General features: G+C 66.8%; 23 protein-coding genes. 13 read left to right on the top strand and 10 right to left on the bottom strand.

The features are described from left to right. Positions 1-4 precede the first annotated feature (4 nt). On the bottom strand, positions 5-1,093 hold the full coding sequence (locus AC4D6D_RS04575; protein WP_491326694.1) for a Gfo/Idh/MocA family protein: 1,089 nt from the start codon (positions 1,091-1,093) through the stop codon (positions 5-7). Positions 1,094-1,123: 30 nt separating this feature from the next. Between AC4D6D_RS04575 and AC4D6D_RS04570 the strand changes: the two genes are divergently transcribed. From AC4D6D_RS04570 to AC4D6D_RS04555, 4 genes are all read left to right on the top strand, one after another. Next, positions 1,124-2,044 (top strand): aldo/keto reductase, encoded by a 921-nt coding sequence (locus AC4D6D_RS04570; protein WP_491326693.1) that lies wholly within the window; start codon positions 1,124-1,126, stop codon positions 2,042-2,044. Between the two features lie 2 nt (positions 2,045-2,046). Next, entirely contained in the window at positions 2,047-3,108 is a 1,062-nt protein-coding gene (locus AC4D6D_RS04565) for an LLM class flavin-dependent oxidoreductase (protein WP_491327201.1), read from the top strand. A 281-nt stretch (positions 3,109-3,389) separates the two neighbouring features. After that, positions 3,390-4,625, top strand: coding sequence for an MFS transporter (locus tag AC4D6D_RS04560; protein ID WP_491326692.1), 1,236 nt, complete (start codon positions 3,390-3,392; stop codon positions 4,623-4,625). Between the two features lie 72 nt (positions 4,626-4,697). Then, positions 4,698-6,983 carry a TonB-dependent receptor gene (locus AC4D6D_RS04555; protein WP_491326691.1) on the top strand — a complete coding sequence of 762 codons (2,286 nt, stop codon included), beginning with the start codon at positions 4,698-4,700 and terminating at the stop codon, positions 6,981-6,983. Positions 6,984-7,180: 197 nt separating this feature from the next. Here AC4D6D_RS04555 and AC4D6D_RS04550 read toward each other — a convergent pair whose 3' ends face one another. Next, positions 7,181-8,545, bottom strand: coding sequence for an FAD/NAD(P)-binding protein (locus tag AC4D6D_RS04550; protein WP_491326690.1), 1,365 nt, complete (start codon positions 8,543-8,545; stop codon positions 7,181-7,183). 170 nt (positions 8,546-8,715) lie between these two features. On the opposite strand from AC4D6D_RS04550, the gene AC4D6D_RS04545 reads away from it, so the two are divergent. Continuing rightward, positions 8,716-9,315, top strand: a complete 600-nt coding sequence (locus AC4D6D_RS04545; protein ID WP_491326689.1) for a uracil-DNA glycosylase family protein — start codon at positions 8,716-8,718, stop codon at positions 9,313-9,315. A gap of 3 nt (positions 9,316-9,318) precedes the next feature. On the opposite strand, the gene AC4D6D_RS04540 is transcribed toward AC4D6D_RS04545, so the two are convergent. Continuing rightward, a complete protein-coding gene (locus AC4D6D_RS04540) occupies positions 9,319-9,858 on the bottom strand; it encodes a GNAT family N-acetyltransferase (RefSeq protein ID WP_491326688.1) in 540 nt (179 codons plus the stop codon). A gap of 74 nt (positions 9,859-9,932) precedes the next feature. On the opposite strand from AC4D6D_RS04540, the gene crtY reads away from it, so the two are divergent. The 6 genes from crtY (at position 9,933) to AC4D6D_RS04510 (ending at position 15,166) form a co-directional block, all read left to right on the top strand. Next, positions 9,933-11,132, top strand: coding sequence for a lycopene beta-cyclase CrtY (gene crtY / locus AC4D6D_RS04535; protein WP_491326687.1), 1,200 nt, complete (start codon positions 9,933-9,935; stop codon positions 11,130-11,132). After that, positions 11,129-12,607, top strand: a complete 1,479-nt coding sequence (locus AC4D6D_RS04530; RefSeq protein WP_491326686.1) for a phytoene desaturase — start codon at positions 11,129-11,131, stop codon at positions 12,605-12,607. Before crtY ends, AC4D6D_RS04530 begins: the two co-directional genes overlap by 4 nt. Then, positions 12,604-13,071, top strand: coding sequence for a hypothetical protein (locus AC4D6D_RS04525; protein WP_491326685.1), 468 nt, complete (start codon positions 12,604-12,606; stop codon positions 13,069-13,071). Before AC4D6D_RS04530 ends, AC4D6D_RS04525 begins: the two co-directional genes overlap by 4 nt. Continuing rightward, on the top strand, positions 13,071-13,667 hold the full coding sequence (locus AC4D6D_RS04520; protein ID WP_147218372.1) for a TIGR00730 family Rossman fold protein: 597 nt from the start codon (positions 13,071-13,073) through the stop codon (positions 13,665-13,667). The genes AC4D6D_RS04525 and AC4D6D_RS04520 overlap by 1 nt, the downstream gene beginning before the upstream one ends. A gap of 9 nt (positions 13,668-13,676) precedes the next feature. After that, the gene (locus AC4D6D_RS04515) at positions 13,677-14,687 is read left to right on the top strand and encodes a phytoene/squalene synthase family protein (RefSeq protein ID WP_147218370.1); all 1,011 of its coding nucleotides are present in this window, start codon (positions 13,677-13,679) and stop codon (positions 14,685-14,687) included. Positions 14,688-15,016: 329 nt separating this feature from the next. Further along, positions 15,017-15,166, top strand: a complete 150-nt coding sequence (locus AC4D6D_RS04510; protein ID WP_132268417.1) for a lmo0937 family membrane protein — start codon at positions 15,017-15,019, stop codon at positions 15,164-15,166. A 51-nt stretch (positions 15,167-15,217) separates the two neighbouring features. Here the strand turns inward: AC4D6D_RS04510 and AC4D6D_RS04505 are convergent, their stop codons facing one another. The 7 genes from AC4D6D_RS04505 to AC4D6D_RS04475 all read right to left on the bottom strand — a co-directional run bounded on the left by AC4D6D_RS04505 (position 15,218) and on the right by AC4D6D_RS04475 (position 20,248). Continuing rightward, positions 15,218-16,477, bottom strand: a complete 1,260-nt coding sequence (locus AC4D6D_RS04505) for a multidrug effflux MFS transporter (protein WP_147218368.1) — start codon at positions 16,475-16,477, stop codon at positions 15,218-15,220. An 88-nt stretch (positions 16,478-16,565) separates the two neighbouring features. After that, positions 16,566-17,087, bottom strand: coding sequence for a GNAT family N-acetyltransferase (locus tag AC4D6D_RS04500; RefSeq protein WP_147218366.1), 522 nt, complete (start codon positions 17,085-17,087; stop codon positions 16,566-16,568). After that, positions 17,084-17,584 (bottom strand): NUDIX domain-containing protein, encoded by a 501-nt coding sequence (locus tag AC4D6D_RS04495; protein WP_147218364.1) that lies wholly within the window; start codon positions 17,582-17,584, stop codon positions 17,084-17,086. Before AC4D6D_RS04495 ends, AC4D6D_RS04500 begins: the two co-directional genes overlap by 4 nt. Continuing rightward, positions 17,572-18,192, bottom strand: coding sequence for a 6-phosphogluconolactonase (locus tag AC4D6D_RS04490; RefSeq protein ID WP_491326684.1), 621 nt, complete (start codon positions 18,190-18,192; stop codon positions 17,572-17,574). The genes AC4D6D_RS04495 and AC4D6D_RS04490 overlap by 13 nt, the downstream gene beginning before the upstream one ends. 168 nt (positions 18,193-18,360) lie before the next feature. Then, positions 18,361-18,819, bottom strand: coding sequence for a Dps family protein (locus AC4D6D_RS04485; RefSeq protein ID WP_147218359.1), 459 nt, complete (start codon positions 18,817-18,819; stop codon positions 18,361-18,363). Between the two features lie 99 nt (positions 18,820-18,918). Continuing rightward, complete coding sequence (locus AC4D6D_RS04480; protein WP_491326683.1) at positions 18,919-19,476, bottom strand: TMEM165/GDT1 family protein; 558 nt, start codon at positions 19,474-19,476, stop codon at positions 18,919-18,921. A 19-nt stretch (positions 19,477-19,495) separates the two neighbouring features. Further along, the gene (locus AC4D6D_RS04475; protein ID WP_491326682.1) at positions 19,496-20,248 is read right to left on the bottom strand and encodes an HAD-IIB family hydrolase; all 753 of its coding nucleotides are present in this window, start codon (positions 20,246-20,248) and stop codon (positions 19,496-19,498) included. Between the two features lie 296 nt (positions 20,249-20,544). Between AC4D6D_RS04475 and otsB the strand changes: the two genes are divergently transcribed. Both otsB and AC4D6D_RS04465 read left to right on the top strand, forming a co-directional pair. Continuing rightward, complete coding sequence (gene otsB, locus AC4D6D_RS04470; RefSeq protein WP_491326681.1) at positions 20,545-21,366, top strand: trehalose-phosphatase; 822 nt, start codon at positions 20,545-20,547, stop codon at positions 21,364-21,366. After that, entirely contained in the window at positions 21,363-23,177 is a 1,815-nt protein-coding gene (locus tag AC4D6D_RS04465) for a glycoside hydrolase family 15 protein (RefSeq protein WP_491326680.1), read from the top strand. Before otsB ends, AC4D6D_RS04465 begins: the two co-directional genes overlap by 4 nt. Positions 23,178-23,212 lie beyond the last annotated feature (35 nt).

Genomic DNA, 23,212 nt, shown 5'->3' with positions numbered 1-23,212 from the left:
GGCCTCAGCCCAGCAGTTCCGCCATCTCCACCACGCGCTTTTCACGCGCGCTGAGTTCCGCCGCAGCGCCAATGGCGACCGCCATCAATCCGTCGCGCGCCGTCACCTGAACCTCGCCCTCACCGCGCACCGCGCGGGCGAAGGCCTCATGCTGATAGAACGTCGCGCCGTGGTGCGAACCGGCGTCCATCGCCGCCTCGTCCACCGCGACGTGCCAGCGCTCGACCGACTTCGGCCCCGGCCACGGCACGCGCGGCGACCAGACGAGATCGCCCGGCGGGATCAGCACGTCGAGACGGCCCTTGTCGCCGGTCGCGCTCATCTCTTCCTGATGCTCGGCGCCTTCCGCAAACATGCAGAGGTCGAGCAGCGCGCGGCTGCCGTCGGCGAAATCGACGGTGGTGAAGCTGTTGTCGATGATGTCCGGCTGGCGGCCGTCATAGCGCTCGTCGAGATGGTTCACGTCCATCGCGCCCGAGCAATAGACCCGCACCGGCTCCGAGCGGGTGATAAGCCGCATCAGGTCGAAGAAGTGGCAGCACTTCTCCACCATGGTCCCGCCGGTATTGACCGAGAAACGGTTCCAGTCGCGCACCTTGACGAGGAACGGGAAGCGATGCTCGCGGATCGAGAGCATTTGCAGCCGGCCGACCTTGCCGCCGTGAATCTCGTCGATGAAGGCCTTGGCGGGCGGCATGAAGCGATATTCCATGCCGGTCCAGAACACGGCTTTGCGCGCCTCGGCGCGCTCTACCACCCAGCGCGCATCGTCCATCGTGGTGCAGAGCGGCTTCTCGCAGAGGATCGCCACGTCGCTGTCCAACAGCGGCTCCAGCACGTCGCGGTGGGTAAAGTTCGGCGAGACGACCACTACGGCGTCCAGCCCCGCATTGGCGATCATGCTGGCGCTGTCGGCATATTCGGCCACGCCCTCGGCCTTATCGCCCAGCGCATCCTTCGCCCAGCCGAGCGAGGTCGGCTCGGGATCGGCGATGGCGACCACTTCGGCGCCTTCGAGGATCTTGAGGTTGTGGATGTGCTCGACACCCATCATCCCGGTGCCGACAATTCCGTAACGCAGCGTCTCTACCATTTCACGACTCCATGTGTCATGTGGCGGTCCATGACCACGCCCATGACGCTGCGCCTATCAGCCCAACCCGTCCCGCTCGGCAAGAGCGGAATTTCCGTTTTTCCGATTGCCTGGGGCATGTGGCGGCTTGCCCGACCCGACGGCGACGACGATATCGGCGCCATCGTCGCCCGCATCGAGGCGGCGCTTGAAGCGGGGATCACCCTGTTCGACACCGCCGACATCTACGGCTGCGATGCCGCGCTCGGCTTCGGCGGCGCGGAGCTGCTGCTGGGCAGGGCGCTCGCCGCCCGTCCGGACCTGCGCGAACGCATGGTGATCGCCACCAAGGGTGGCATCGTGCTCGGCGTTCCCTACGATTCGAGCCCGGACTATCTGAACAGGGCGCTCGAAGCCTCGCTCGAACGCCTCGGCCTGCCCTCGGTCGAACTCTACCAGATCCACCGCCGCGACTTCCTCGCCCATCCGCGCGATGTGGCAGAAACCCTCGCCGCCATGGTCGAGAGCGGCAAGGTCAAGGCTGTGGGCGTTTCCAACTACAGCCCCGCCGAATTCGATGCGCTTCAGGCTTACCTGCCCTTCCCGATCGTCTCGACCCAGCCCGAATTCTCCGCCGCGCGCTATGCGCCGCTCTATGACGGCACGCTCGACCAGGCGATGGCCCGCGACGTGGCGGTGCTGGCCTGGTCGCCGCTCGGCGGTGGGCGCCTTGCCGCCGGTTCGGAAGACCCGGTGGCCAAGCTGGTGGCCGCACAGGGCGAGCGCTACGGCACCGATGCCGCCGCCGCCGCGCTGTCGTGGATCATGGCCCATCCCTCGCGCGCGATCCCCATCGTCGGTTCGCAGACCCCCGAGCGCATCCTTGCCTCGCGCGATGCACTCAAGGTCGAATGGACCGCTGCGGAATGGTATGCCGTGCTCGAAGCATCGATGGGAGCACGCCTGCCGTGACACTGGCCCCTTGCGAGATCAGCTGGTTTTCGGCGCTCTGCGACGATGACTACGAGTTCCTCGGCCAGCCGGACCCCATGCTGCGCTCCAGCTGGGAACACTGCCGCAATATCGTGACCAGCGCCGAGGAAGGCGGTTTCGACAACGTGCTGCTGCCCTCGGGCTATGCGCTCGGCATCGACACCACCGCTTTCGCCGCCGCCATCGCCACCCAGGTCCGCCGCATCAAGCTGCTGATGGCGGTGCGCATCGGCGAGATGTGGCCCGCCCAGCTCGCCCGCCAGATCGCCACCATCGACCAGATTCTTGGTGGCCGTTTGAATATCAACGTGATCTCCAGCGAGATGCCGGGCGAAACCCTCGACGGCGGCGCCCGCTACGAGCGCACGACCGAGGCCATCGAGATCCTGCGCACCCTGCTCTCGGGCCAGCCGCTCGACCATCAGGGCCGCTTCTGGAACCTCAAGCTGGACGCCCCGCGCATGATCGCGCCCGGCTCCAAGTGCCCGCCGCTCTACTTCGGCGGCCTCTCCGAACCCGCCCGCGAAGTCGCCGCCAAGGGCTGCGACGTCTACCTCATGTGGCCGGACCGCATGGAAGCGGTGAAGGAAACCATCGCCGACATGCGTGCCCGCGCCGCCAAGTACGGCCGCACCTTGCGCTTCGGCTACCGCGTCCACGTGATCGTGCGCGAGACCGAAGCCGATGCGCGCCTCGCGGCCGATCGCCTGCTCTCGCGCCTCGACGCGGCAGAGGGTGCGGCGATCCGTGCTCGCTCGCTCGATTCCCAGTCGGTCGGCGTGCAGGCTCAGGCCGCCCTTCGCGAAACCGCCAGCGATGACGGCTATGCAGAGGACAACCTCTGGACCGGCATCGGCCGCGCCCGCTCGGGCTGCGGCGCAGCGATCGTCGGCGATCCGGATCAGGTCCTGGCGAAATTGCAGGCCTATCGCGAGGCCGGGATCGATGCCTTCATCCTCTCCGGCTATCCCCATGCAGCGGAAGCGGACCTCTTCGCACGGCATGTGCTGCCCCGGATCGATCACGGGCCGCTGGCGTTTTAAGAACAAGGGAAAAGCAGGGGAGCATAGCCCCCCTGCACCCCCAATACCGTCTAGGTCACGCAGACCAACAGCGTCGTGCGCCCATGGCCGCGTCGGGAGACTTACTGGCTGCGCCGCAAGGAGCGCGGGACCGATAGGTGTCGCGCAAGGTCGACATTCCGAGGGTCTGGGGGATCATCCCCCAGGACTTCTCTCCCTAGAATTTCTTGTTCGCCCCTGCCCCCCGCTATCGCTAGACGATCCGCGATGCAGAAATTCCCCAAGCCCCGGACGCGCCGCGCATGACCCTTTCCCCGCGCCGCCGCTGGCTGCTCTTCGCTCTCGCGCTGACGGCGGGTATACTCAATCTCGTCGACCGCCAGATCATCTCGGTGCTCAAGCCAACGATCGCCGCCGACCTCGGCTGGAGCGACGACGATTACGGCACCCTGGCCGCGTGGTTCCAAGCGGGCGCGGCGTTCGGGTTCCTTGCAGCGGGCTGGATCGTCGACCGGCTGGGGGCGAAGTGGGCCAATGCGGCGGGCGTGGCGGCGTGGTCGCTGGCGGCGATGACACATGGCTGGGCGCATAGCTTCAGCCAGTTCGTGCTCTGCCGCATCGGTCTCGGCGCGACGGAATCGATGGGGACGCCTGCGGGGGTGAAGACCATCGCGACGATCTTCCCGCCGAACTTGCGGTCGCTGGGCTTCGGGCTGTCGAATGCGATGAACAGCCTCGGCGCAATCCTGGCGCCGCTGGCGATCCCGCTGGTGGCGGCAGTCTGGGGCTGGCGCGCGGCTTTCGTGCTGGCGGGCGTGATCGGCCTGTTCTGGGTCGGAGCTTGGCTGCTGGCTTCGCGGGGCGTGGACTTCGGCGACCGCCAGCCTGCGGGATCGGGCAACCTGATCTCGGGCGACAAGCTGTTCCTCAAGGAAGGCCGCACCTGGACGATCGCGCTGGCCAAAGTGCTGTCGGACGCGACCTGGTGGCTGATGCTGTTCTGGATGCCGGACTACTTCAACCGGCAGTTCGGCCTTTCCGGCACCGACCTCGGCCCGCCGCTGGCGCTGGCCTATTGCGGCTCGGCGGCGGGGTCGCTGATCTCCGGCTTCGCGGCGAACCGTCTGCTGTCGAGCAGCTGGAGCGCCAATCGCACGCGCAAGACGCTGATGCTGATTTCCGCGCTCTGCGTGGTGCCGGTGCCGCTGGCGCTTTACGTCGATGGCTACTGGCCCGCCGTCGGCCTGATGGCGCTGACACTGGCCGGACATCAGGGCTTTTCAACCAACCTGTTCGGCCTGATCGCCGACGTGACACCGCGCCACAAGGTCGGGCGCGTCACCGGCTTCGGCGCCTTCTGCGGCAATCTCGGCGGCACCGCGATCAGCAAGATCGCCGGTCTCGTGCTGGCAGCCGGGCTGGGTTATGGCCCGCTGTTCGCTTTCGCCGCCGTTTCCTACTTGCTTGCACTCGGCTGGATTCAGATCACCATGCCCAAAATCGTCCCGGCAGAGGACGCCGATTCATCTCGCGCATAAGGCGACTAAAGGAAAACTATCTTTCTCAACCTAAACAGTTGAGTTAGCGCCGCGCGACACAGGGAGATTTCGATGACCATGACCCCGCTCCGCGCCGCCCGCACCCTGCTGCTGGCCTCCGCGGTTATTTTCCCGGCGGCTGCCTATGCCGACGAAGCGCCCGAAAGCACCTCCGGCGAGATCGTCGTGACCGCGCGCTATCGCGACGAATCGCTCCAGCAGGTGCCGATCGCGATCACCGCCGTCAGCGGCGAATCGCTGAACGACCGCGCGATCCACAACCTTCAGGACCTCAGCGCCACAGTGCCCTCGGTCGACTTTCGCAACGGCGCGTCCAACAAAGACCGCACCGTCTTCGTGCGCGGCGTCGGCACGATCAGCACCTCGCCGGGCGTCGAATCCTCGGTCTCGACCGTGCTTGACGGCGTCGTGCTGACCCGTCCCGGCCAGGCCACGCTCGATGTCGGCGAAGTCTCGCGCATCGAAGTGCTGCGCGGTCCGCAGGGCACGCTGTTCGGCAAGAACGCCTCGGCAGGCGTCATCAGCGTCGTCACCGCCGCGCCTTCGCAGCAGTTCCATGCCTATGCCGAAGGTTCGGCCACGACGGACGAGGAATATCGCATCAAGGCAGGCGTCACCGGCGGCATCGCCCCGAACGTCGCGGCCCGGATCGACGGCCTCTACGCCAACTACGACGGCAACGTGCGCAACGTCACCACCGGCAACGAGGTCAACGGTTACGAGCGCTACGGCGCCCGCGCCAAGATCGAGGCGACGCCGACCGACACCCTGAAGCTCACCCTCTCGGGCGACTATCTCTATTCGCACGACACCACGCCGAGCGGCGTCTACGCGCGCACCAGCCAGATCGCCTATCCCACCGGCGCCGTCACCAATTCCCCGGCGCTGGCCGCGTTCCTCGCCAGCAAGGGCATCATCGCAGGCCCGGAAAACCGCGAAGTCAGCACCGACTTCGACACCGATGTGCGCGACAAGAACTACGGCGGCTCGCTGACCGCCGAGTGGGGCCTGGGCGACTACACGATCACCTCGATCACCGCCTATCGCGAATGGAAGAACCGCCAGCATCAGGACTACGACGCGCTGTCGCAGCTGTCGGCCACCTTCCCCGAAGGCGACGACTACGGCATCGTGAACAACCATCAGTTCTCGCAGGAACTGCGCCTGACCTCGCCCAAGGGCAAGTTCATCGACTACGTGGTGGGCGCCTATTACCTCCACGCCAAGACCGACGAAGTCTACACCCGCTCGCTCACCCGCCTGATCTCCGGCGCGGAGAACACAGTGACCGGTGTGGCGAACTACGGCGTGAAGAGCGACAACTACGCGCTGTTCGGTGAAGCCAACCTCAACTTCACCCCCTGGCTGCGCGCGATCGCGGGCTATCGTTCGACTTGGGACGACCTCGGCTACTACCACGTCCGCACGTCGACCAACGACCCGACGAACTCGGGATCGGCCGCGCTCGATGTCGCAGGCATCCGCGCCTACCACAATTCGGCCGGCTCCACCTCGACCCGCGGCGATTCCTATCGCGGCGGCCTCCAGGCGGACTTCCTGCCGGGCAACCAGGCCTATTTCACCTACTCGCGCGGCTACAAGGGTCCGGCCTACAACGCCTATTTCAACATGCGTTCGCTGAATGCCACGACGCCGCTGGATGAAATTGCGCTGAAGCCGGAAACCTCGGACTCGTTCGAAGGCGGCATCAAGGGCTCGGCCCTGAACCACCAGATCACTTATGCCCTGGCCGTCTACTCGACCAAGTTCCACAACTACCAGGCCAACTACAACGATGTGGTCGGCGGCGCACAGGTCACCCGCCTCATCAACGCGGGCACGGTGCAGACCAAGGGCGTGGAACTCGACTTCGGCCTGCGCCCGATCCCGGGCCTCTCGCTCGATACCTCGGTGGCCTATACCGACGCCAAGGTGCTGAACTTCATCTGCCCCGAAGGCGCCCCGTCGAGCTGCAACATCAACGGCGAAGTCCTGCCCTTCGCACCGAAGTGGAAACTCTACAGCAACGCCGCCTACCGCTTCGCGCTGTCGAATTCGCTCGACCTCGAAGTGCAGTCGGACATCACGCTCAAGAGCCGCACCCAATACCAGCTGACCCAGACGCCGGGCACGATCCAGCCGGGCTACTACATCTGGAACGCCAGCGTGGCGCTGATCGGCACGACCGGCGACTGGCAGCTGCGCGGCTTCGTGAAGAACATCACGAACCAGAGCTACTCGAACTTCCTCGCCAACGGCACGCTCGCCGGGATCGTCCGCTACGTGCCGCGCGACGACAAGCGTTATGCCGGGATCATGTTGCGCAAGGACTTTTGAGGAAAAATGGAAAAGCAGGGGGTCAACACCCCCTGCACCCCCATTACCGTCTAGGTCACGCGAATCAACTCCGTTGTGCGCTCATGGTGGCGTCGGGAGACTTAATGGCTGCGCCGCAGGGAGCGCACACCGGATAGGTAGCGCGCAAGGTCGACATTCCGAGGGTCCGGGGGATCATCCCCCGGGTCTTCTCTTACTTAAAGCCCCTCACCCCCAACCCAATGTGCATCCGCCAGATAGCGCGCGAGGTTCCACACCTGCCGCCGGATATCGGGCACCGCGACGATCTCCCAGGCCTCGCCCTTGGTCACCGGCCCGACCGCGAAGAGCGTGTCCTGCGGCGCGCCCTCGGCGTCGCGCACCCGGCCGAGGTGGTCGACATCCAGCCCCAGCCGATGTGCGTCCGACCGCACCTTGCCTTGCCCGAGCAGGTCCTTCACCAGCGGTGCGCCGCTGCGCATCAGGTCGCCCTCGGGTCCGGTGCAGTTGATCGTGCGCGAGACTTCCAGCCGCACGAGACCATCCTTGCCGCGCGGGCGCCAGGCCACCGAAACGCCCTGTCCGGTCGGCTCGGCGCTGACGAGCTTGCCCGCGACGAACTCCAGTCGTCCTTCCGCCTCGATCTCGGCAATGCGCTTCGCCACGTCGGGCGCGAGGCGGTGGCGATGGACGTCCCAGTAGGGGCGCAAGTGGTGGAGGAAGCGCCGCTGTCCGGCCTCGTCATGGCGGCGCCACAGGTTCTGGGTATGCGGGCGCAGTTCGTCGACGGCGGCGCGCCAGCCGATCTCGGCGGCGCGACGGCGCACCCGGCGCACGAGGTGCGAGCCGCGCTCTTCGGGGGCGGGCACGTAGTCCACCGAGGGACCGCTTTCCCCATGGGCGAGCGGCTTGAGACCTCGGCGCGAGAGCGCGGTTATCTTGCCTTTGAACCCGGCCTTGTCGAGCGAGAGCACCATGTCGGCGGCGGTGAGGCCGGTGCCGATCAGCAGAACGTGGTCGATCTCGCCCAGCTTTTCCAGCGTGCCCGGCTGCCAGGGATCGGTGAAGCGGCGGTCCTCGGGGATCGCGGCCAGCACCGGATGGGGCGAAGGCGGGAAATTGCCGAGCGCAAGCACCAGCGCACGGGCCTCGATCTCGTCACCGTCCGCCATCTCGACGACGACGCGGCCATCCTCGTAACGGGTGGAGCAGGCTTCGGCATTGACGATCAGTGCGTTCTGCCCGGCTTCGGCCAGCGCCCGGATCAGCAATTCGCGCAAGTAGAGCCCGTAGGACAGGCGGGGCACGAAGCGGTTGGCCTGTTCGTCGCCGCTATGGCCGATCCAGCGCAGGAAATTGGCCTGGTCGTCCGGGAAGGCGCTCATGTTGGCAGCGCGGACGTTCAGCAGGTGCTCGGGCCAGCGGGTGCCGAAGGCGAGACCCTTGGCGAGTTGCGCGTCCTTGCGCTCGATCAGGACGACGCGGACGCCGTTGCGCAGGAGGTTGATCGCCATCAGGGTTCCGCTGAACCCCGCACCGACGATCGCAACGGGAAGCGCGCCGTTTCCATTCTGACTGTTCAAGGGGCATGGTCCGTGGCGTATTCAGGGCCAAGCCTTTAGCGAAGGCTTGCGATCATTATCAACTAAATTGGTTGAGAATATGACATGGCGGTTGAAGCGACAGACGAGCCGCTGATGCGGGCAGCTTAGCAGTCCTTGCACGAAGGCCAAGGCCCCGCCATCTGCCCCATGTGATCGAACTGCTTCCCGACCTGCTCCGGACCATCCACGCCTGCCGCGTCTGCGAAGGTCGCTTGCCGCATGAACCGCGTCCGGTGGTGCAGGCAGGCGCAGGCGCACGCATTCTCGTGATCGGGCAGGCGCCGGGAAGCAAGGTCCACGCCAGCGGCCGGGCCTGGGACGACGACAGCGGCGACCGCCTGCACGCATGGACCGGCCTCGATCCCGTCACCTTCTACGATCCCGAGCAGGTCGCACACATGCCCAGCGGCTTCTGCTATCCCGGCAAGGCAAAAGGCGGCGACCTGCCGCCGCGCCCGGAATGCGCCCCGCTCTGGCATCCGCGACTGCGCGCGGCCCTGCCGCAAGTCCGTCTGACCTTGCTGGTCGGCCAATATGCGCAGAAGCTCTACCTGCCGCGCGGCTTCGCTCCGAACCTGACCGAGGCGGTGCGGAACTGGCAAAAAGCGCCGGAAGGCTTGTTCCCCCTGCCCCATCCCGCCTGGCGCAGCCGCTTGTGGATGACCCGCTACCCCTGGTTCGAGGCCGAAGTCCTGCCCGACTTGCGGGCGCGAATTCGCGGAGCGCTGGAAGCTCCGAACGCCAAGTAGCCGCTATTCCGTCTCGGGCAGGCTCTGTTTCCCCTCGCCCAACTGGCGCTGCATCACGAAGACGTCGAGCCATTTGCCATGCTTCCAGCCTGCTCCGTCGAGCGTGCCGACCGGGCGGAAACCGGCGCGGGCATGGAGCACCACCGAGATCGGCTCGCTTTCGGCGATGACCGCGAAAGCCTGCCGGAAACCGCGCTTTTCGCATTCCGCCAGCAAAGCCTCGAGCAGACGCCCGCCGATCCCGCGCCCCACGCAGTCCGGCGCAACATGGACCGTTGTCTCCACGCTATAGCGATAGCCTGCGCGCGGGCCGTAGCGATGGGCGAAACAGAAACCGACCACGCGCCCCCGCTCACCGTCCCGTACGACGAGAAACGGATAGCCCGAATCGACAATATCGCGGATGCGGCGCGCCGTTTCTGTGAGGTCAGGCGGCTCGGTTTCGAAAGTCGCCGTGCTTTCGAGCACATAATGCGTGTAGATTGCGGCAATGTCCGCGGCGTCTTCGAGCGAAGCGTCGCAGATGATCAATTCCTCGGTCATTGTCATGACAATGCCGCAAAGCGTCTGCTCTGCCAAGTTGCGGCAAGTGGAAGCTCTCCCTACACGGTACGGTCATGGCGACATTTTCCTCCAATCTGGCCATTCTGGGCGGCGGTCTCGCGGGATCGCTGATCGCGCTGGCGATGGCGCGGCAGCGCCCAGACGTGCGCGTGCTGCTGGTCGAACAGGGCGAGCGGATCGGCGGCGATCATGTCTGGTCGTTCTTCGAAACCGATGTCGCCCCCGCCCACCGCGACCTCGTGGAACCGCTGATCGCCCGCCGCTGGAGCGGCTACGAGGTCCATTTCCCCGGCCACGCGCGGCTGCTCTCGACGCCTTACGCCAGCGTCACCAGCCAGCGGCTGGACGCACTGGTTCGCGCCACGCTGGGGGCGGAATCCCTGCTGACCGGCGTATCCGTGGCCGAAGCAAGCCCACAGGCGGTCCTGCTCGCCGACGGGCGGAGCATCGCCGCCGATGCCGTGATCGACGCACGCGGCGCCCAAGGGCTGCCGTACCTGTCCGGCGGCTGGCAGAAATTTCTTGGGCAGATGCTGCGCCTCACCGTGCCGCACGGGCTGGAACGCCCGGTCGTCATGGACGCCCGCGTCGAGCAACACGACGGCTACCGCTTCGTCTATTGCCTGCCCTTTTCCGAGCGCGAGGTCTTCGTCGAGGATACCTATTATTCGAGCGATCCTGGCCTCGACGTGCCGCTCCTGCGCCAGCGCGTCGGGGATTACGCCGCAACCATGGGTTGGCACATCGATTCCGTCACGTATGAGGAAACCGGCGTGCTGCCGGTGATCGCGGGCGGCGACTTCGAAAAGTTCTGGAACTCCGCGCCGGACTCCGGCGTTGCCCGTGCCGGAACGCGGGCCGCGCTCGTCAACCCGATGACATCCTATTCCTTTCCCGATGCTGTAAGATTTGCCATGCACCTGACCACTCTCGACAATCTCTCCGGCGTCAGCCTAGGAAGGACCAGTCATGCATGGGCCGCAAATCATTGGCGCGGGGGGCGCTTCTACCGAATGTTGACGCGCATGCTGTTCGGGGCCGCACGGCCCGAGGAACGCCGAGCCGTGCTGGAACGGTTCTACACCCTGCCCGAGGGGCTGATCGAACGCTTCTATGCCGGTAATCCGCGGGTGGCCGACATGGCGCGGGTGCTTTCCGGCAAGCCGCCGGTGCCGGTGGGCGCGGCGATCGCCAGTCTTGCGGGGCGCGGCTATCCGCTGAGCGACCTTGCCCCCACGGGCGGCATGCGATGAAGAAGGCTTGCGTCATCGGCGCCGGTTTCGGCGGCCTCGCCCTCGCCATCCGCCTGCAAAGCGCCGGGATCGAGACCACGGTGGTCGAGGCGCGCGACAAGGTGGGCGGCCGCGCCTACGCCTGGGAGCGCGACGGCTTCACGTTCGATGCCGGTCCCACCGTCATCACCGACCCGGATGCCCTGCGCGAATTGTGGACGCTGTCCTCGCAGGACATCGCCGACGACGTCGACCTTATGCCGGTCATGCCGTTCTACCGCCTCAATTGGACCGACGGCGTCACGTTCGACTATTCGAACGACGAGGCCTCGCTGCGCCGCGAGATCGACCGCGTCGCCCCGCGCGACCTTGCCGGTTACGACGAATTCCTGCGCTATGCCGCCGGGGTCTATCAGGAAGGCTACGTCAAACTGGGTCACGAGGCGTTCCTCGACTTCTCCAGCATGATAAAGGCCGCCCCGGCGCTCGCCCGCTACCAGGCCTGGCGTTCGGTCTATTCCATGGTCAGCCACTACGTGAAGGACGAGCACCTGCGGCAGGCGCTCTCGTTCCACAGCCTGCTGGTCGGCGGCAATCCGATGACAACCAGCGCGATCTATGCCCTGATCCACAAGCTGGAGAAGGACGGCGGCGTCTGGTGGGCACGCGGCGGCACCAACAAGCTGGCGCAGGGCATGGCCCGCCTGTTCGAGCGGCTCGGCGGCACGCTGCGCCTCGGCGAGAAAGTCGTGCAGATCCACACGCTCGGCGACCAGGTCACCGAAGTGGAGACGGAGAGCGGCTGGAAGCAGCGCTTCGACGCGATCGCCAGCAACGGCGACATCATGCACACCTACCGCGACCTGCTTTCCGGCAACCAGCGCGGGCAGGACATGGCGCACAAGCTCAAGAAGAAGCGCTTCTCGCCCAGTCTCTTCGTGGTCCATTTCGGCCTCGAAGGCACCTGGCCCGGCATCCCGCACCACACGATCCTGTTCGGTCCGCGGTACAAGGGCCTGCTCGACGATATCTTCGAGCACGGCGTGCTACCGCGCGACTTCTCGATCTATCTCCACCACCCGACCGTCACCGATCCCTCGATGGCCCCGGCGGGCAAGAGCACGTTCTACGCGCTCGTGCCCGTGGCCAACATGGGCAAGCTGCCGATCGACTGGGCGGAAGTCGGCCCGATCCTCGAACAGCGCGTGCTCGCCGAAGTCGGCCGCCGCCTGATCCCGGACATCGACGACCGCATCGTGACAAAGTTCCACTACGCCCCGCCGGACTTCGAGGCAGACCTCGGTGCCTACAACGGCAATGGCTTCAGCCTCGAACCGCTGCTGACCCAGAGCGCCTGGTTCCGCGGCCATAACCGCGACGACAAGCTGAAGAACTTCTACCTCGTCGGTGCCGGTTGCCATCCCGGCGCGGGCATTCCCGGCGTGGTCGGTTCGGCCAAGGCGACCGCCAAGCTCATGCTGGAAGGCTTCAAGTGACGTTCGGCGGGACCGTCGTGGCCGAACCGGCCCGCGCGCTCCATGCGCTCCGGCAGGCCTGGGGCTGGACCCATGTGGATTTCGCGGAGATCGTCGGGCAGAGCCTGATGGGCCACCTGCTGGTGATCGACTGCGCGGGCACCTATCATTACCTCGATCCCGACCTGCTGAACCTCACTGCGCTGGGAGGCGAAGCGGCCGCGCGGGCGCATATGGCGCAGGACGAGACGAAGCTGATCTGGCGCGCCGACGCACTCGTCGATGCCGCCACGGAGCGGCTGGGCTTTACCGCGATGGGCGAAGTCTATAGCCGCACGGTTTCCGCGCTGCTGTCCGGCGACTACGGACACGAGCATCTGGTGAGGATCAGCCTCGTCGAGCTGATCTACCTGACGGGCGATCTCGCCCGGCAGGTCCACGATCTACCGGACGGCGCCCAGGTTCAAGTGAAGGTTATCGAGTGATGAAACGTATCGCCGTCTACTGCGGCTCCGCCACCCCCGCCGATCCCCGCTACGTCCAGCTGGCCCGCGACGTCGGCGCCGCCCTTGCCGCGCGCGGCGTGGGCGTCGTCTATGGCGGCGGCCGCCTCGGCCTGATGGGCGCCGTCGCCGCAGGGGCGCTCGAACAGGGCGGCGAAGTGATCGGGGTGATCCCCGAGGCACTGACGGGCAAGGGCGGCAAGGGCGGCGAAGTCGCCAACCACGACTGCACCGAGCTTTACGTCGTCAAGACCATGCACGAACGCAAGGCCGAGTTCACCCGCCTGTCGGACGGCTTCCTGGTCCTGCCCGGCGGCGTCGGCACGATGGACGAACTGTGGGAAGCGGTGAGCTGGGCGCAGCTCGGCTATCACGACAAGCCGGTCGGCGTGCTCAACTCTTTCGGCTTCTACGACGGCCTGCTCGCCTTCAACCGCCACATGGCCGAAGTCGGCTTCGTGCGTCCGGCGCATCAGGGCATCATCCTTGCCGAGACCGAACTCGACCTCCTGCTCGACCGCATGGCCGCACACGAGCCGATCGTGCCGATCGTCAGCATGGACCCCAGCACGCTGTGAGGCTTGCGGGTGGCGACTGAAAACCTCCTCGAATCCCTCGTTCGCGATGCGGGTGCGGCGAACCGCGCCCGCCTCGTGAAGGAAGCACACCGCTCCATCCGCAAGGGATCGAAGAGTTTTTCCGCCGCCAGCCGCCTGTTCGACCGCGAGACCCGCGAACGGGTCTGGCTACTCTACGCCTGGTGCCGCGCCTGCGACGACATTGCCGACGAGCAGGACCACGGCCACGCCATCGGCCCGGTCCGGCTCGGCACCCGCCTCTCGCCGGAGGACCGGCTGGCGACGATCCGCACGCTGACCGAACTGGCCATGGCGGGGGAGAGCACCGGCACCCCGGCCTTCGACGCGCTCGGCCAGCTGATGCGCGAAGTGCCGCTGACGGCGCAGATGGTGGAGGACGTGCTTGCCGGTTTCGCGCTCGATGCCGCCGACTGGCGCCCGCGCTCCGAGGCCGACATGCTGCGCTACTGCTACCACGTCGCCGGAGCGGTGGGGGTGATGATGGCGGCGGTCATGGGGGTATCCCCCGAGGACGACGACACGCTCGACCGCGCCTGCGACCTCGGCATCGCCTTCCAGATCGCCAATATCGTCCGCGACGTCTGGGAGGACGACGCCAACGGACGCTGCTACCTGCCGGTCGAATGGCTGGTGGAAGCAGACATCCCGCCGGGCGAAGTCACCAAGCCGCACTACCGCCACGCCCTGGTGCCGATGGTCGCGCGCGCCTGCGCCCTCGCGCGGGACTACGAGGCCTCGGCCCGCATCGGCGCGACGCGGCTGGCCTTCCGCCAGCGCTGGGCGGTGCTCTCGGCGGCGAACATCTACGGCGGCATCGCCCGCGAGGTCGAGCGGCTCGGCCCCCATGCCTGGGACCACCGCGTCGGCACGACCCGCAGCGAGAAGCTGGGCCATGTCTGGTCGGCGCTGGAAGAGGCCCGTGCGGCGGGCGAACCGGCAGGCGAAGCCCCCCGGCCCCGGCTGTCTCGCCGGGAATTGCGCGCGCTGGCGCAGGCCTGAGCCACCAAAAAAGCGTTGACGGCGTTTAGGAACAAGCCGGAATAATTCCAGCCCTCAAAACGTCGCGGCCGTGTTTACGACTCCGCGACGAAAGTGCGGTGGACCCGAAAAACTCGCGGCGAAATGCGCCCAAGGGCGATTCGCGGTCGCGTGGCGACCATGCCTCGGCTCCCCTGGCCCGACAACCTGCCGAAACGCCGCAATCCACCGCCCGCGCCGCACCTGAGACGAGCCGTTCCGCCCGCCCCATTTCGCGGCTGACAGGAAAAGGATGGGAGCCTCCCGCGCCTCCGGGCGTTTACACTTCGTAACAATAAGGGAGAACCGCCATGCTCTTCACCATCGCCGCCATCCTGCTGGTCCTCTGGCTTCTCGGCTTCGTCGTGTTCCACGTTTCGAGCGCGCTGATCCACGTCCTGCTGGTGATCGCGATCGTCGTCGGCCTCGTCCAGCTGTTCCGGGGCGGCCGGGCGGTCTAGCCGCAAAGGGGGGCTCGCAGCCCCCCTTCTTCGTTCAGGCCCTCTCGTCCTTCAGGGACGCTTGCCGGGCGCGTAATAGCCCGGAGGATAATTGAGGCGCCGGAACAGTTTCCCACGCTCCGAATAGAGCACGAAGATCAGCGCGGTCAGCCCCGCCGCCATCATCGAGGCCAGGATCGGGCGCGGGGTGCCATCATAGGCCTGCCCGATCAGCGCGCCGAGCACCGACCCCATGACCATCCGCACGAACGACATGATCGAGGCCGCAGCCCCTGCCGTACGCGCGAAAGGCTGGATCGCGATCGACTGGAAGTTCGAGCCGATGAAGCTCATCATGCACATCGAGAAGGTCATCAGCGGGATGAAGACCCAGAGCGTCTCGCCGTTCAGTGCGAGCACGAAGTGCAGTACAGAACTGGCGATGTAGCCGAACAGCGCCGTCTGCGAGACTCGCCTCGCACCGAACCGTTGCACGATCCGCGCATTGACGAAGTTGGTCGAGGCCATGACCAGCGCCATGCCGCCGAACACCGCCGGGAAGAAGAAGCCGGCGCCGAAGTGCTCGCCCACCAGCTGCTGGGCGCTGTTGATATAGCCGAACATCGCGCCCTGCACGAAAGCCACGCCGAACAGGTAACCCACCGCCTCGCGCGTGCGCAAAGTCAGCGCCATGTTGGCGGCGATGACCCGGGGGCGGATTTCCTGGCGGTAGTCGGGATGCAGCGTCTCCGGCAGGCGCATGGCGGTCCAGACGCAGACGCAGGTGCCCAGCACGGCGATGAGGCCGAAGATCCAGCGCCAGCCTGCCACCAGCATCACGCCCTGACCGACCATCGGCGCGATCATCGGCACGACCATGAAGGTCATCGAGACCAGCGATTGCGTGCTCGCCATCTTGTCGCCTTCGAAACGGTCGCGGATGACCGTCATCGGCATGACCATCAGCGCCGAAGTACACAGGCCCGCCACCGCGCGGGCGGCCAGCATCATCGGGAAGCTCGTCACCAGCGCGCAGGCCAGCGCGCTCAGGACATAGGCGGCGATCGCGAAGAGCAGAACCGGTCGCCGTCCGTAGCGATCGGCAATGGCACCCGGGAACAGCGAGCCGAGCCCCGTGCAGATCAGGAACACCCCGACGATCAGCTGACGCTGGTTGGGATCGCTGACCGAAAGGTCGCGGCTGATCTCGCCAAGGGCGGGCAACATGATATCGATCGAGAGCGCCTGAAGGGCCTGAAGCGCGGCCATGAGGACGACGAACTCGACCCCCCGCATCGGAAACGGCGCGGGATTCGCTTTGTCGGAGGTCATGCGCGGCGCATGCAGCACTTGGGCCGCACTGGCCAGCATTTTCGCGTACGGGCGGCGCTTTGGCGGACCGGACGCCTTTGCGGGCCGGTCAGGCCTCGCGCACCAGCACGATTCTCGAACCGCCCTCGCCCGCAAGCCGGTCCACTTCCCGATAGCCGAGTTTCCCTGCCAGCCGGAGCGAGGGCAGGTTAGCCTCGGCAATGATGCAGGCGGTGCGGCGGCTTCCCCGGACATCGAACCAGTCCAGCGCTGCGCGGCCCGCTTCCGTCCCGTAGCCTTGCCCGTGAAAGCCCGAGGCGAGCGTCCAGGTCATCTCGATCTCCGCCTGCGCCTTCGGCCCAAGATCGCGCAGGAAACGGGCATGACCGAGCTTGCCGACGTAGCGACCGGACGCCTTCTCCAGCACCGTGAACTGGCCGAAGCCCTCCAGCGTCCAGTGGCCGACGTCGCGCTGGAAGCGGCCCCAGGCATCGGCGCGCGGGAGCGGACTGCCGCCGATATGGGCAACGACCTGCGGATCGCAGAACATCTGTCGCATCGGCTCGAAATCCGCAGCGACCGGCGGGCGGAGCGAGAGGCGATCCGTTTCCAGCAGCGGGCCGACAGTCATGCCCGGCACTCACGATAATCAGCCACCCATTGCCGCAATTCGGCGGGAAGCCGCGCCGCCATTCGTTCCGGCAAGGCATCGAGCGCGAAGAACCGCGCTTCCACTATCTCGCGCCCATCGACGCGCGGCTGGCCGTCGGTTCGCCCAGCCACGACATGGACATGGTTGCTGGCGCCGACGAGATCCTCGGTCGCCACCGTCAGCAGGCGCGCCTCGGAAAGGTCGCAGCCGGTTTCCTCCAGCAGTTCGCGCCGCGCTGCCGAAACCGGCTCTTCCCCGCGGCTCAGACCGCCGCCCGGCGGCATCCACTTGTCCGAACCGTAGGAGTGCCGCACCAGCAGCACCCGCCCCTCGCCATCGAGGGCGAGCACCCGCACCCCGTCGAGACTGGGCCGCCACACCCGCCAGACCTGCTTGCGCGCCCAATGGGCGAGCCGGTAGAGCCTGCGGTGCAGCGGCGCGGGCAGGAGATGGAGCAGGGCGCTCAGCAGAAGCACGTGACCTTGTGCCGGGCCGTGCGCAGCAGGCGGGCGACCGGGAGGTCGTGCTCGCCCTTCACGGCGGCATCGAACACCGCGCGCTTGTCGGCGCCGCGGATCACGAAGACGATCTCGTCGCTGTCGGTCAGGGCCGGAATGGTCAGGCTGAGCCGGTCGAACGGCGCCTCGGGCGGCAGCGGATCGGGTGTCAGGCGGCGGATCGGGTGAGGATCGTCCACTTGCGGATCGGTGTTGGGGAACAGCGAGGCAATGTGCCCGTCCCCGCCCATGCCGAGCCAGGCGATGGCGAAGTGCGGCGGCTGCGCGTCTTCGGTGAGCGGCACGATCCGGGCACCCACGGGTTCCAGCCGAGCGCGAATCTTGCCGACATTGCTGGCGGGGTGATCCTCATCGACGATGCGGTCGTCACCCGGCCAGACCGCGATGCGGTGCCACGGCAGATCCATCGCCGCCAGCCGGTCGAAGATCGGAAACGGCGTGGAGCCGCCCGGCACGGTCACGGCGATGTCGTCGGGGCTGGTCGCCAGCGCGGCCTTGAGGCGCTCGGCGAACCATTCGGCAATGACGCCGTCGTCGGCGCCTTCGATCAATTCGAGTTTCGGCATATCCAGATGCTTAGGCCGGTTTTGCCGATTGCGCGAGAGGAAGCGTCAGCGGCGCTCTGCTAAAAAAGGAACGGCGCCGCCTCCGCATGGAAACGACGCCCTCCTGTACCGGAACGGAACCCGCAAAGGGACAGCGCCTCCGCTCCGGTGGAAAGTGCTTAGTGGCCCTCAGGCAAGGATCTCGCGCAGGAACCAGGCGCGCTGTTCGGCCTGGTCGGTCCAGTCGTCGATGATGCCGTCGGTGGCATTGTCGCCCGCTTCGCCGGCCAGTTCCTTGGTCGCCTTCAGCGTGGCGACATAGGCGGTGTTGTCCTGGAACAGTTCCTTGACCATGGCCTGCGCGTCGAGACCGGTGTTGTCCTCGTCCTTGATCGAGGTCTTGGCACCGATCGCACCGATCGAGGTCAGCGTGGTGCCGCCCAGCTTGCGAACGCGCTCGGCGATCAGGTCGGTCAAGCCGAACACTTCGGTCGCCTGGGCGTCGAACAGCAGGTGCAGGTCATGGAACTGCGGACCGCGGACGTGCCAGTGGAAGTTCTTGGTCTTCACATAGAGCGCGAAAGTGTCCGCAAGCAGCCCGTTCAGGCTGTCGATCAGAGCGGCCTTGGAATTGTCCTTGGAAGTCATGACGATGGTTCCCCTGATTACTGGCTGATGTGTCTGTCTGGTGACTTATGTAGAAGGGTGAACGCGGAAATGAACCCCCGGTTCGCGATCTATTTCCGATCAGAGTATCGAAAATTCCCGCAGGAACAGCACCAGCGCCGCCGCGACCAGCGCAAGGCCGACGATCCGCCGCACCCAGCGCGCTGCGGGATTGTCGAGAATCTGCGGAAAGGCCCAGGCCATGGCGGCCAGAACGGCACCGCCCAAGCCCCCGGCCGCGCCCGAGGCGAACGGAGCGGCCATGCCGACGCCCATGCCGAAGATCAGGAAACGCGGCGCATCGGTGATCTGGCTCGCCAGCAGCACCAGCAGCAGCGCGCCGAGCGAATTGGTCGGCTCGGCGGGACGGCGGCGCGGCACGAGGATCAGCGATTCGAGGCCTGCCAGCCCCAGCGCAATGGCCGCGAAGATCGCCCGTGCGGGCGGCGGCAGCTGGGCCAGCACGGTCCCCGCTACCCAGGCGGCGAGCCCGGCGGTCAGCCCCGCACTCAGCAGAGCCACCAGCAGGACGCCGGGGCGCTGGCCCTGACGTGTGGAGAGACCGGCGATGGTCATCTGGTCCCGCGCGCCGAAACCAGCGAGCAGGACCGCAATGAGGGTGAGGTAGAACGCGGGCACCGGCGCCGCGCTGTCGTAATCAGCCCGCCTTCTGGCAGGCGACGATGGCCGCGATGACGTTCGCGGTATCCGCCGGATCGCGCACGCAGATCGTGTCGAGACCCATGGCCTTGGCCGGATAGTCGTTGCCGCCGGGGAAGATGGCGTCGCCGATGAACAGCATGTCCGCCTCGGCCACGCCGCTGTGCTCGGCAAGGCGCTTCAGGCCCCAGGCCTTGTCCACGCCCGGCTGGGTGACGTCGACCGACGTCGCGCCGCCGAGGTTCACCGAGACGCCGGGCAGGCGCTTCACCAGATCGGCCTGGATCACCTTGCGCTTGGCGAAGTCCGGGTCCCAGACTTCCTTGGCTTCGAGCGGGGCCTGCTGGCCGAGCGCCGAGAAGGTGATCTGGCTGCCGCGATCCTCGATCCGCTCGCCCCAGGTCTCTTCCGGGGTGAAGCCGGTGGCCGCCAGCGAGGCGTCGAAGGCCTCCAGGATCTCGCGCTTCTGTTCGTCGGTGAACAGTTCGGCATAGACCGGGGCCCAGGATTCATCCTTGTGAACATAGAGCTTGGCGCCGCTGGTCGGCATCAGCCAGAGCCGCGAACGGTCGGCTTGGGCGGGCAGACGGCTGGCCACCTGCTTGTCGAACTGCGGCCAGTCGCCGCCGGAAATCACGGCGACTTGCGCCACTTCCAGCAGCGCGGCCATGAGCTGCGCCATCTCGTCGGTCAGCGGCTGCTTGCTCAGCGCCAGAGTGCCGTCGAGGTCGAACGCTACGATCTGCTTCATTCCCTGCCTTTTCGCATTTGCGTGTGGAGTTGGCCCTGCCACCATCGGCACAGGAAGGAAATCGTGTTCCTGCGCCAATACGATGACAAATTCCGCGAAACGTGCCGGAAATTCCATGGACTGCAACGCTTTGCCTCGAAAGCGGGGATATTTCCCCTCGCCCTGAAACACAGGTGCCGCTGGCGCTGGAACCGGGCGCGGAACTGTTCGTTGCACTGCGGTATCCGGCCCGCCCGGCGCGCGTTTCGCCGTGACAGGGGTGGCCATCCTCCTGCGAAGGTGCAAGACTGACCGCAATGACCGATCCACGCGAAACCCCCTCGCTGGCGGAACATGCAGCATTTCCCCGCGATCTGCCGCCTCCTCCGTTCCTCGCTGCCCCGGCGGCGGAGCCTGTAGCGCTGTTCCTCGACTTCGACGGCACCCTCGTCGAGATCGCCGACCATCCCGATGGCGTCACCGTGCCGCCCGACCTGCCCGCGCTGATCGCCCGCCTTGCCGAGCGCCTCGACGGTCGTTTCGCGGTCGTGACGGGCCGCTCGCTGGACGCGCTGGAAACCCTGCTCGGCCCGCTCGATGTGGCGGTGGCAGGCTCCCACGGCGGCGAATTCCGTCCGGCGGGCAGCCGCGATGTCGAGGCGCTGGCGCAGCCGCTTCCCGATGACGTGACCGCCCGCCTTTCCGCTTTCGCCGAGGCCCATGGCGGACTGCTGGTCGAACCCAAGCCGTTCAGCATCGCCGTGCACTATCGCCGCCACCCCAAGGCGCTCCCCGCCCTGCTCGCCTGCGCCGAAGAAACTGCGGCGGCTTTCGCGCTGAAGCTCAAGCACGGCAAGCAGGTGATCGAACTGGCCATGCCCGGCTCCGACAAGGGCAGCGCGGTTCGCCGCTTCATGGCCATGCCGCCTTTCGCCGGCGCGACCCCGCTGTTCGTCGGCGACGACGTGACCGACGAGGACGCCTTCGCCGCCGTCTCGACACTCGGCGGCGGCGGAATACTCGTCGGTCCCATGCGCCGGACCCACGCCGCATGGCGGCTCGGCAGCGTCGCCGAGGTCCATCGCTGGCTCGCGGCAATCGCAGACACGAATTCACCCAAGGAGAACAGCCCCGCATGAGCGCGCTCGAACTCTGGCCCATCGGCAATTGTCAGGTCTCCGGCCTGATCGACACCCATGGCGCCCTCGTCTGGGGCTGCGTGCCCCGCGTCGACGGCGACCCCACGTTCTGCGCCCTGCTGCGCGGCCCCGAAGGACAGGACGCCGGGACCTGGCGCTTCGAACTGGAGAACCAGACTTCCGTAACCCAGCGCTATTCGCGCAACACCCCGATCCTCGTGACCCGGCTGGAGGATACGACGGGCGGCGCGGTGGAAGTGATCGACTTCTGCCCACGCTTCGAACGCTCCAGCCGCACCTACCGCCCGGTCGCCTATGCCCGCATCGTCCGCCCGGTCAGCGGTTCGCCGCGCATCCGCACGGTGCTGACGCCGATGAGCGGCTACGGCGCCCAGCTGGCGCCGACCACGCGCGGCTCCAACCACATCCGCTACCTCGTCGAGCGCAACACCCTGCGGCTCACCACCAATGCCCCGGTCGGGTATGTGCTGGACGAGCGCTACTACCGGTTGGAAAGCGCCCAGCACTTCTTCCTCGGCCCCGACGAGCCGTTCACCGGCGATATCGAGCACGAACTGGAATCGATGCTGCGCCATACCGGCGACTACTGGCGGCTCTGGGTGCGCGGCCTCGCCACCCCGCTCGACTGGCAGGACGCGGTGATCCGCGCCGCGATCACGCTCAAGCTCTGTCAGCACGAGGAGACCGGCGCGATCGTCGCCGCGCTCACCACCTCCATCCCCGAGGCGCCGGGCAGCCAGCGCAACTGGGACTATCGCTACTGCTGGATCCGCGACGCCTATTACACGGTGCAGGCACTCAACCACCTCGGCGCGCTGGACGTGCTGGAGAAGTACCTCGCATACTTGCGCAACATCGTCGACGATGCCGAGGGCGGCGCGATCCAGCCGCTCTATGCGGTAAGCGGCGCGCGCGAGATCATCGAGTGGGAGGCCCCGGACCTTGCCGGCTATCGCGGCATGGGGCCGGTGCGGATCGGCAATGCCGCCTATTATCAGGTCCAGAACGACTGCTATGGCCAGATCGTCCTGCCCGCGATCCAGGCTTTCTCCGACCGGCGCCTGTTGCGGATCGCAACGAAGGAGGACTTCGCCAGCCTGGAGCAGGTCGGCGAGATGGCGTGGAAGACCCACGACCAGCCCGACGCGGGCCTCTGGGAACTGCGCACGCGCACGGCGGTCCATACTTACTCCAGCGTGATGAGCTGGGCCGCCTGCGACCGTCTGGCCAATGCCGCCGAGTTCCTCGGCCTCGACGACCGCGCCGCCGTCTGGCGCGAGCGGGCCGGGACGGTGCGCAAGAACATCGACCAGCACGCCTGGCATGAAGTGGAAGGGCCGGACTTCGACGACGGCGGCGCGGGCGGCCACTATGCCGCCAGCTTCGGCGGGTCGCAGCTCGATGCCAGCCTGCTCCAGATGGTGGAGCTGCGCTATGTCGAGGCCGACGATCCGCGCTTCCGCGCCACGCTCCAGGCGGTGCAGAAGGCGCTGCGCAGGGGTGAACACATGCTGCGCTACGACAGCGAGGACGATTTCGGCCTGCCCGAGACCGCCTTCAACATCTGCACCTTCTGGCTGATCGAGGCGCTCCACCGCAGCGGCCAGGACGAGGAAGCGCGCCGCCTGTTCGAAGCCATGCTCGACCACCGCACCCAGTCCGGGCTGCTTTCCGAGGACATGGATTTCGAGACCGGCGAGCTATGGGGGAACTTTCCGCAGACCTATTCGCTAGTAGGTATCATCAATTGTGCCGGGCAACTTTCCCGGTCGTGGCGGGACTGGCGCTGAGCCGGTCCCGCAAAGCGTGTCCGCCACCATCTCTT

This window comes from Novosphingobium sp. BF6, assembly GCF_058273105.1.
This window is presented reverse-complemented; position numbering and strand designations above follow the sequence as displayed.

Coding starts and splice junctions, on each gene's coding strand:
- AC4D6D_RS04575 (WP_491326694.1), bottom strand. CDS start 1,093: ATGGTAGAGACGCTGCGTTACGGAATTGTCGGCACCGGGATGATGGGT.
- AC4D6D_RS04570 (WP_491326693.1), top strand. CDS start 1,124: ATGACCACGCCCATGACGCTGCGCCTATCAGCCCAACCCGTCCCGCTC.
- AC4D6D_RS04560 (WP_491326692.1), top strand. CDS start 3,390: ATGACCCTTTCCCCGCGCCGCCGCTGGCTGCTCTTCGCTCTCGCGCTG.
- AC4D6D_RS04555 (WP_491326691.1), top strand. CDS start 4,698: ATGACCATGACCCCGCTCCGCGCCGCCCGCACCCTGCTGCTGGCCTCC.
- AC4D6D_RS04540 (WP_491326688.1), bottom strand. CDS start 9,858: ATGACCGAGGAATTGATCATCTGCGACGCTTCGCTCGAAGACGCCGCG.
- crtY (WP_491326687.1), top strand. CDS start 9,933: ATGGCGACATTTTCCTCCAATCTGGCCATTCTGGGCGGCGGTCTCGCG.
- AC4D6D_RS04530 (WP_491326686.1), top strand. CDS start 11,129: ATGAAGAAGGCTTGCGTCATCGGCGCCGGTTTCGGCGGCCTCGCCCTC.
- AC4D6D_RS04520 (WP_147218372.1), top strand. CDS start 13,071: ATGAAACGTATCGCCGTCTACTGCGGCTCCGCCACCCCCGCCGATCCC.
- AC4D6D_RS04510 (WP_132268417.1), top strand. CDS start 15,017: ATGCTCTTCACCATCGCCGCCATCCTGCTGGTCCTCTGGCTTCTCGGC.
- AC4D6D_RS04505 (WP_147218368.1), bottom strand. CDS start 16,477: ATGACCTCCGACAAAGCGAATCCCGCGCCGTTTCCGATGCGGGGGGTC.
- AC4D6D_RS04500 (WP_147218366.1), bottom strand. CDS start 17,087: ATGACTGTCGGCCCGCTGCTGGAAACGGATCGCCTCTCGCTCCGCCCG.
- AC4D6D_RS04490 (WP_491326684.1), bottom strand. CDS start 18,192: ATGCCGAAACTCGAATTGATCGAAGGCGCCGACGACGGCGTCATTGCC.
- AC4D6D_RS04485 (WP_147218359.1), bottom strand. CDS start 18,819: ATGACTTCCAAGGACAATTCCAAGGCCGCTCTGATCGACAGCCTGAAC.
- AC4D6D_RS04475 (WP_491326682.1), bottom strand. CDS start 20,248: ATGAAGCAGATCGTAGCGTTCGACCTCGACGGCACTCTGGCGCTGAGC.
- otsB (WP_491326681.1), top strand. CDS start 20,545: ATGACCGATCCACGCGAAACCCCCTCGCTGGCGGAACATGCAGCATTT.
- AC4D6D_RS04465 (WP_491326680.1), top strand. CDS start 21,363: ATGAGCGCGCTCGAACTCTGGCCCATCGGCAATTGTCAGGTCTCCGGC.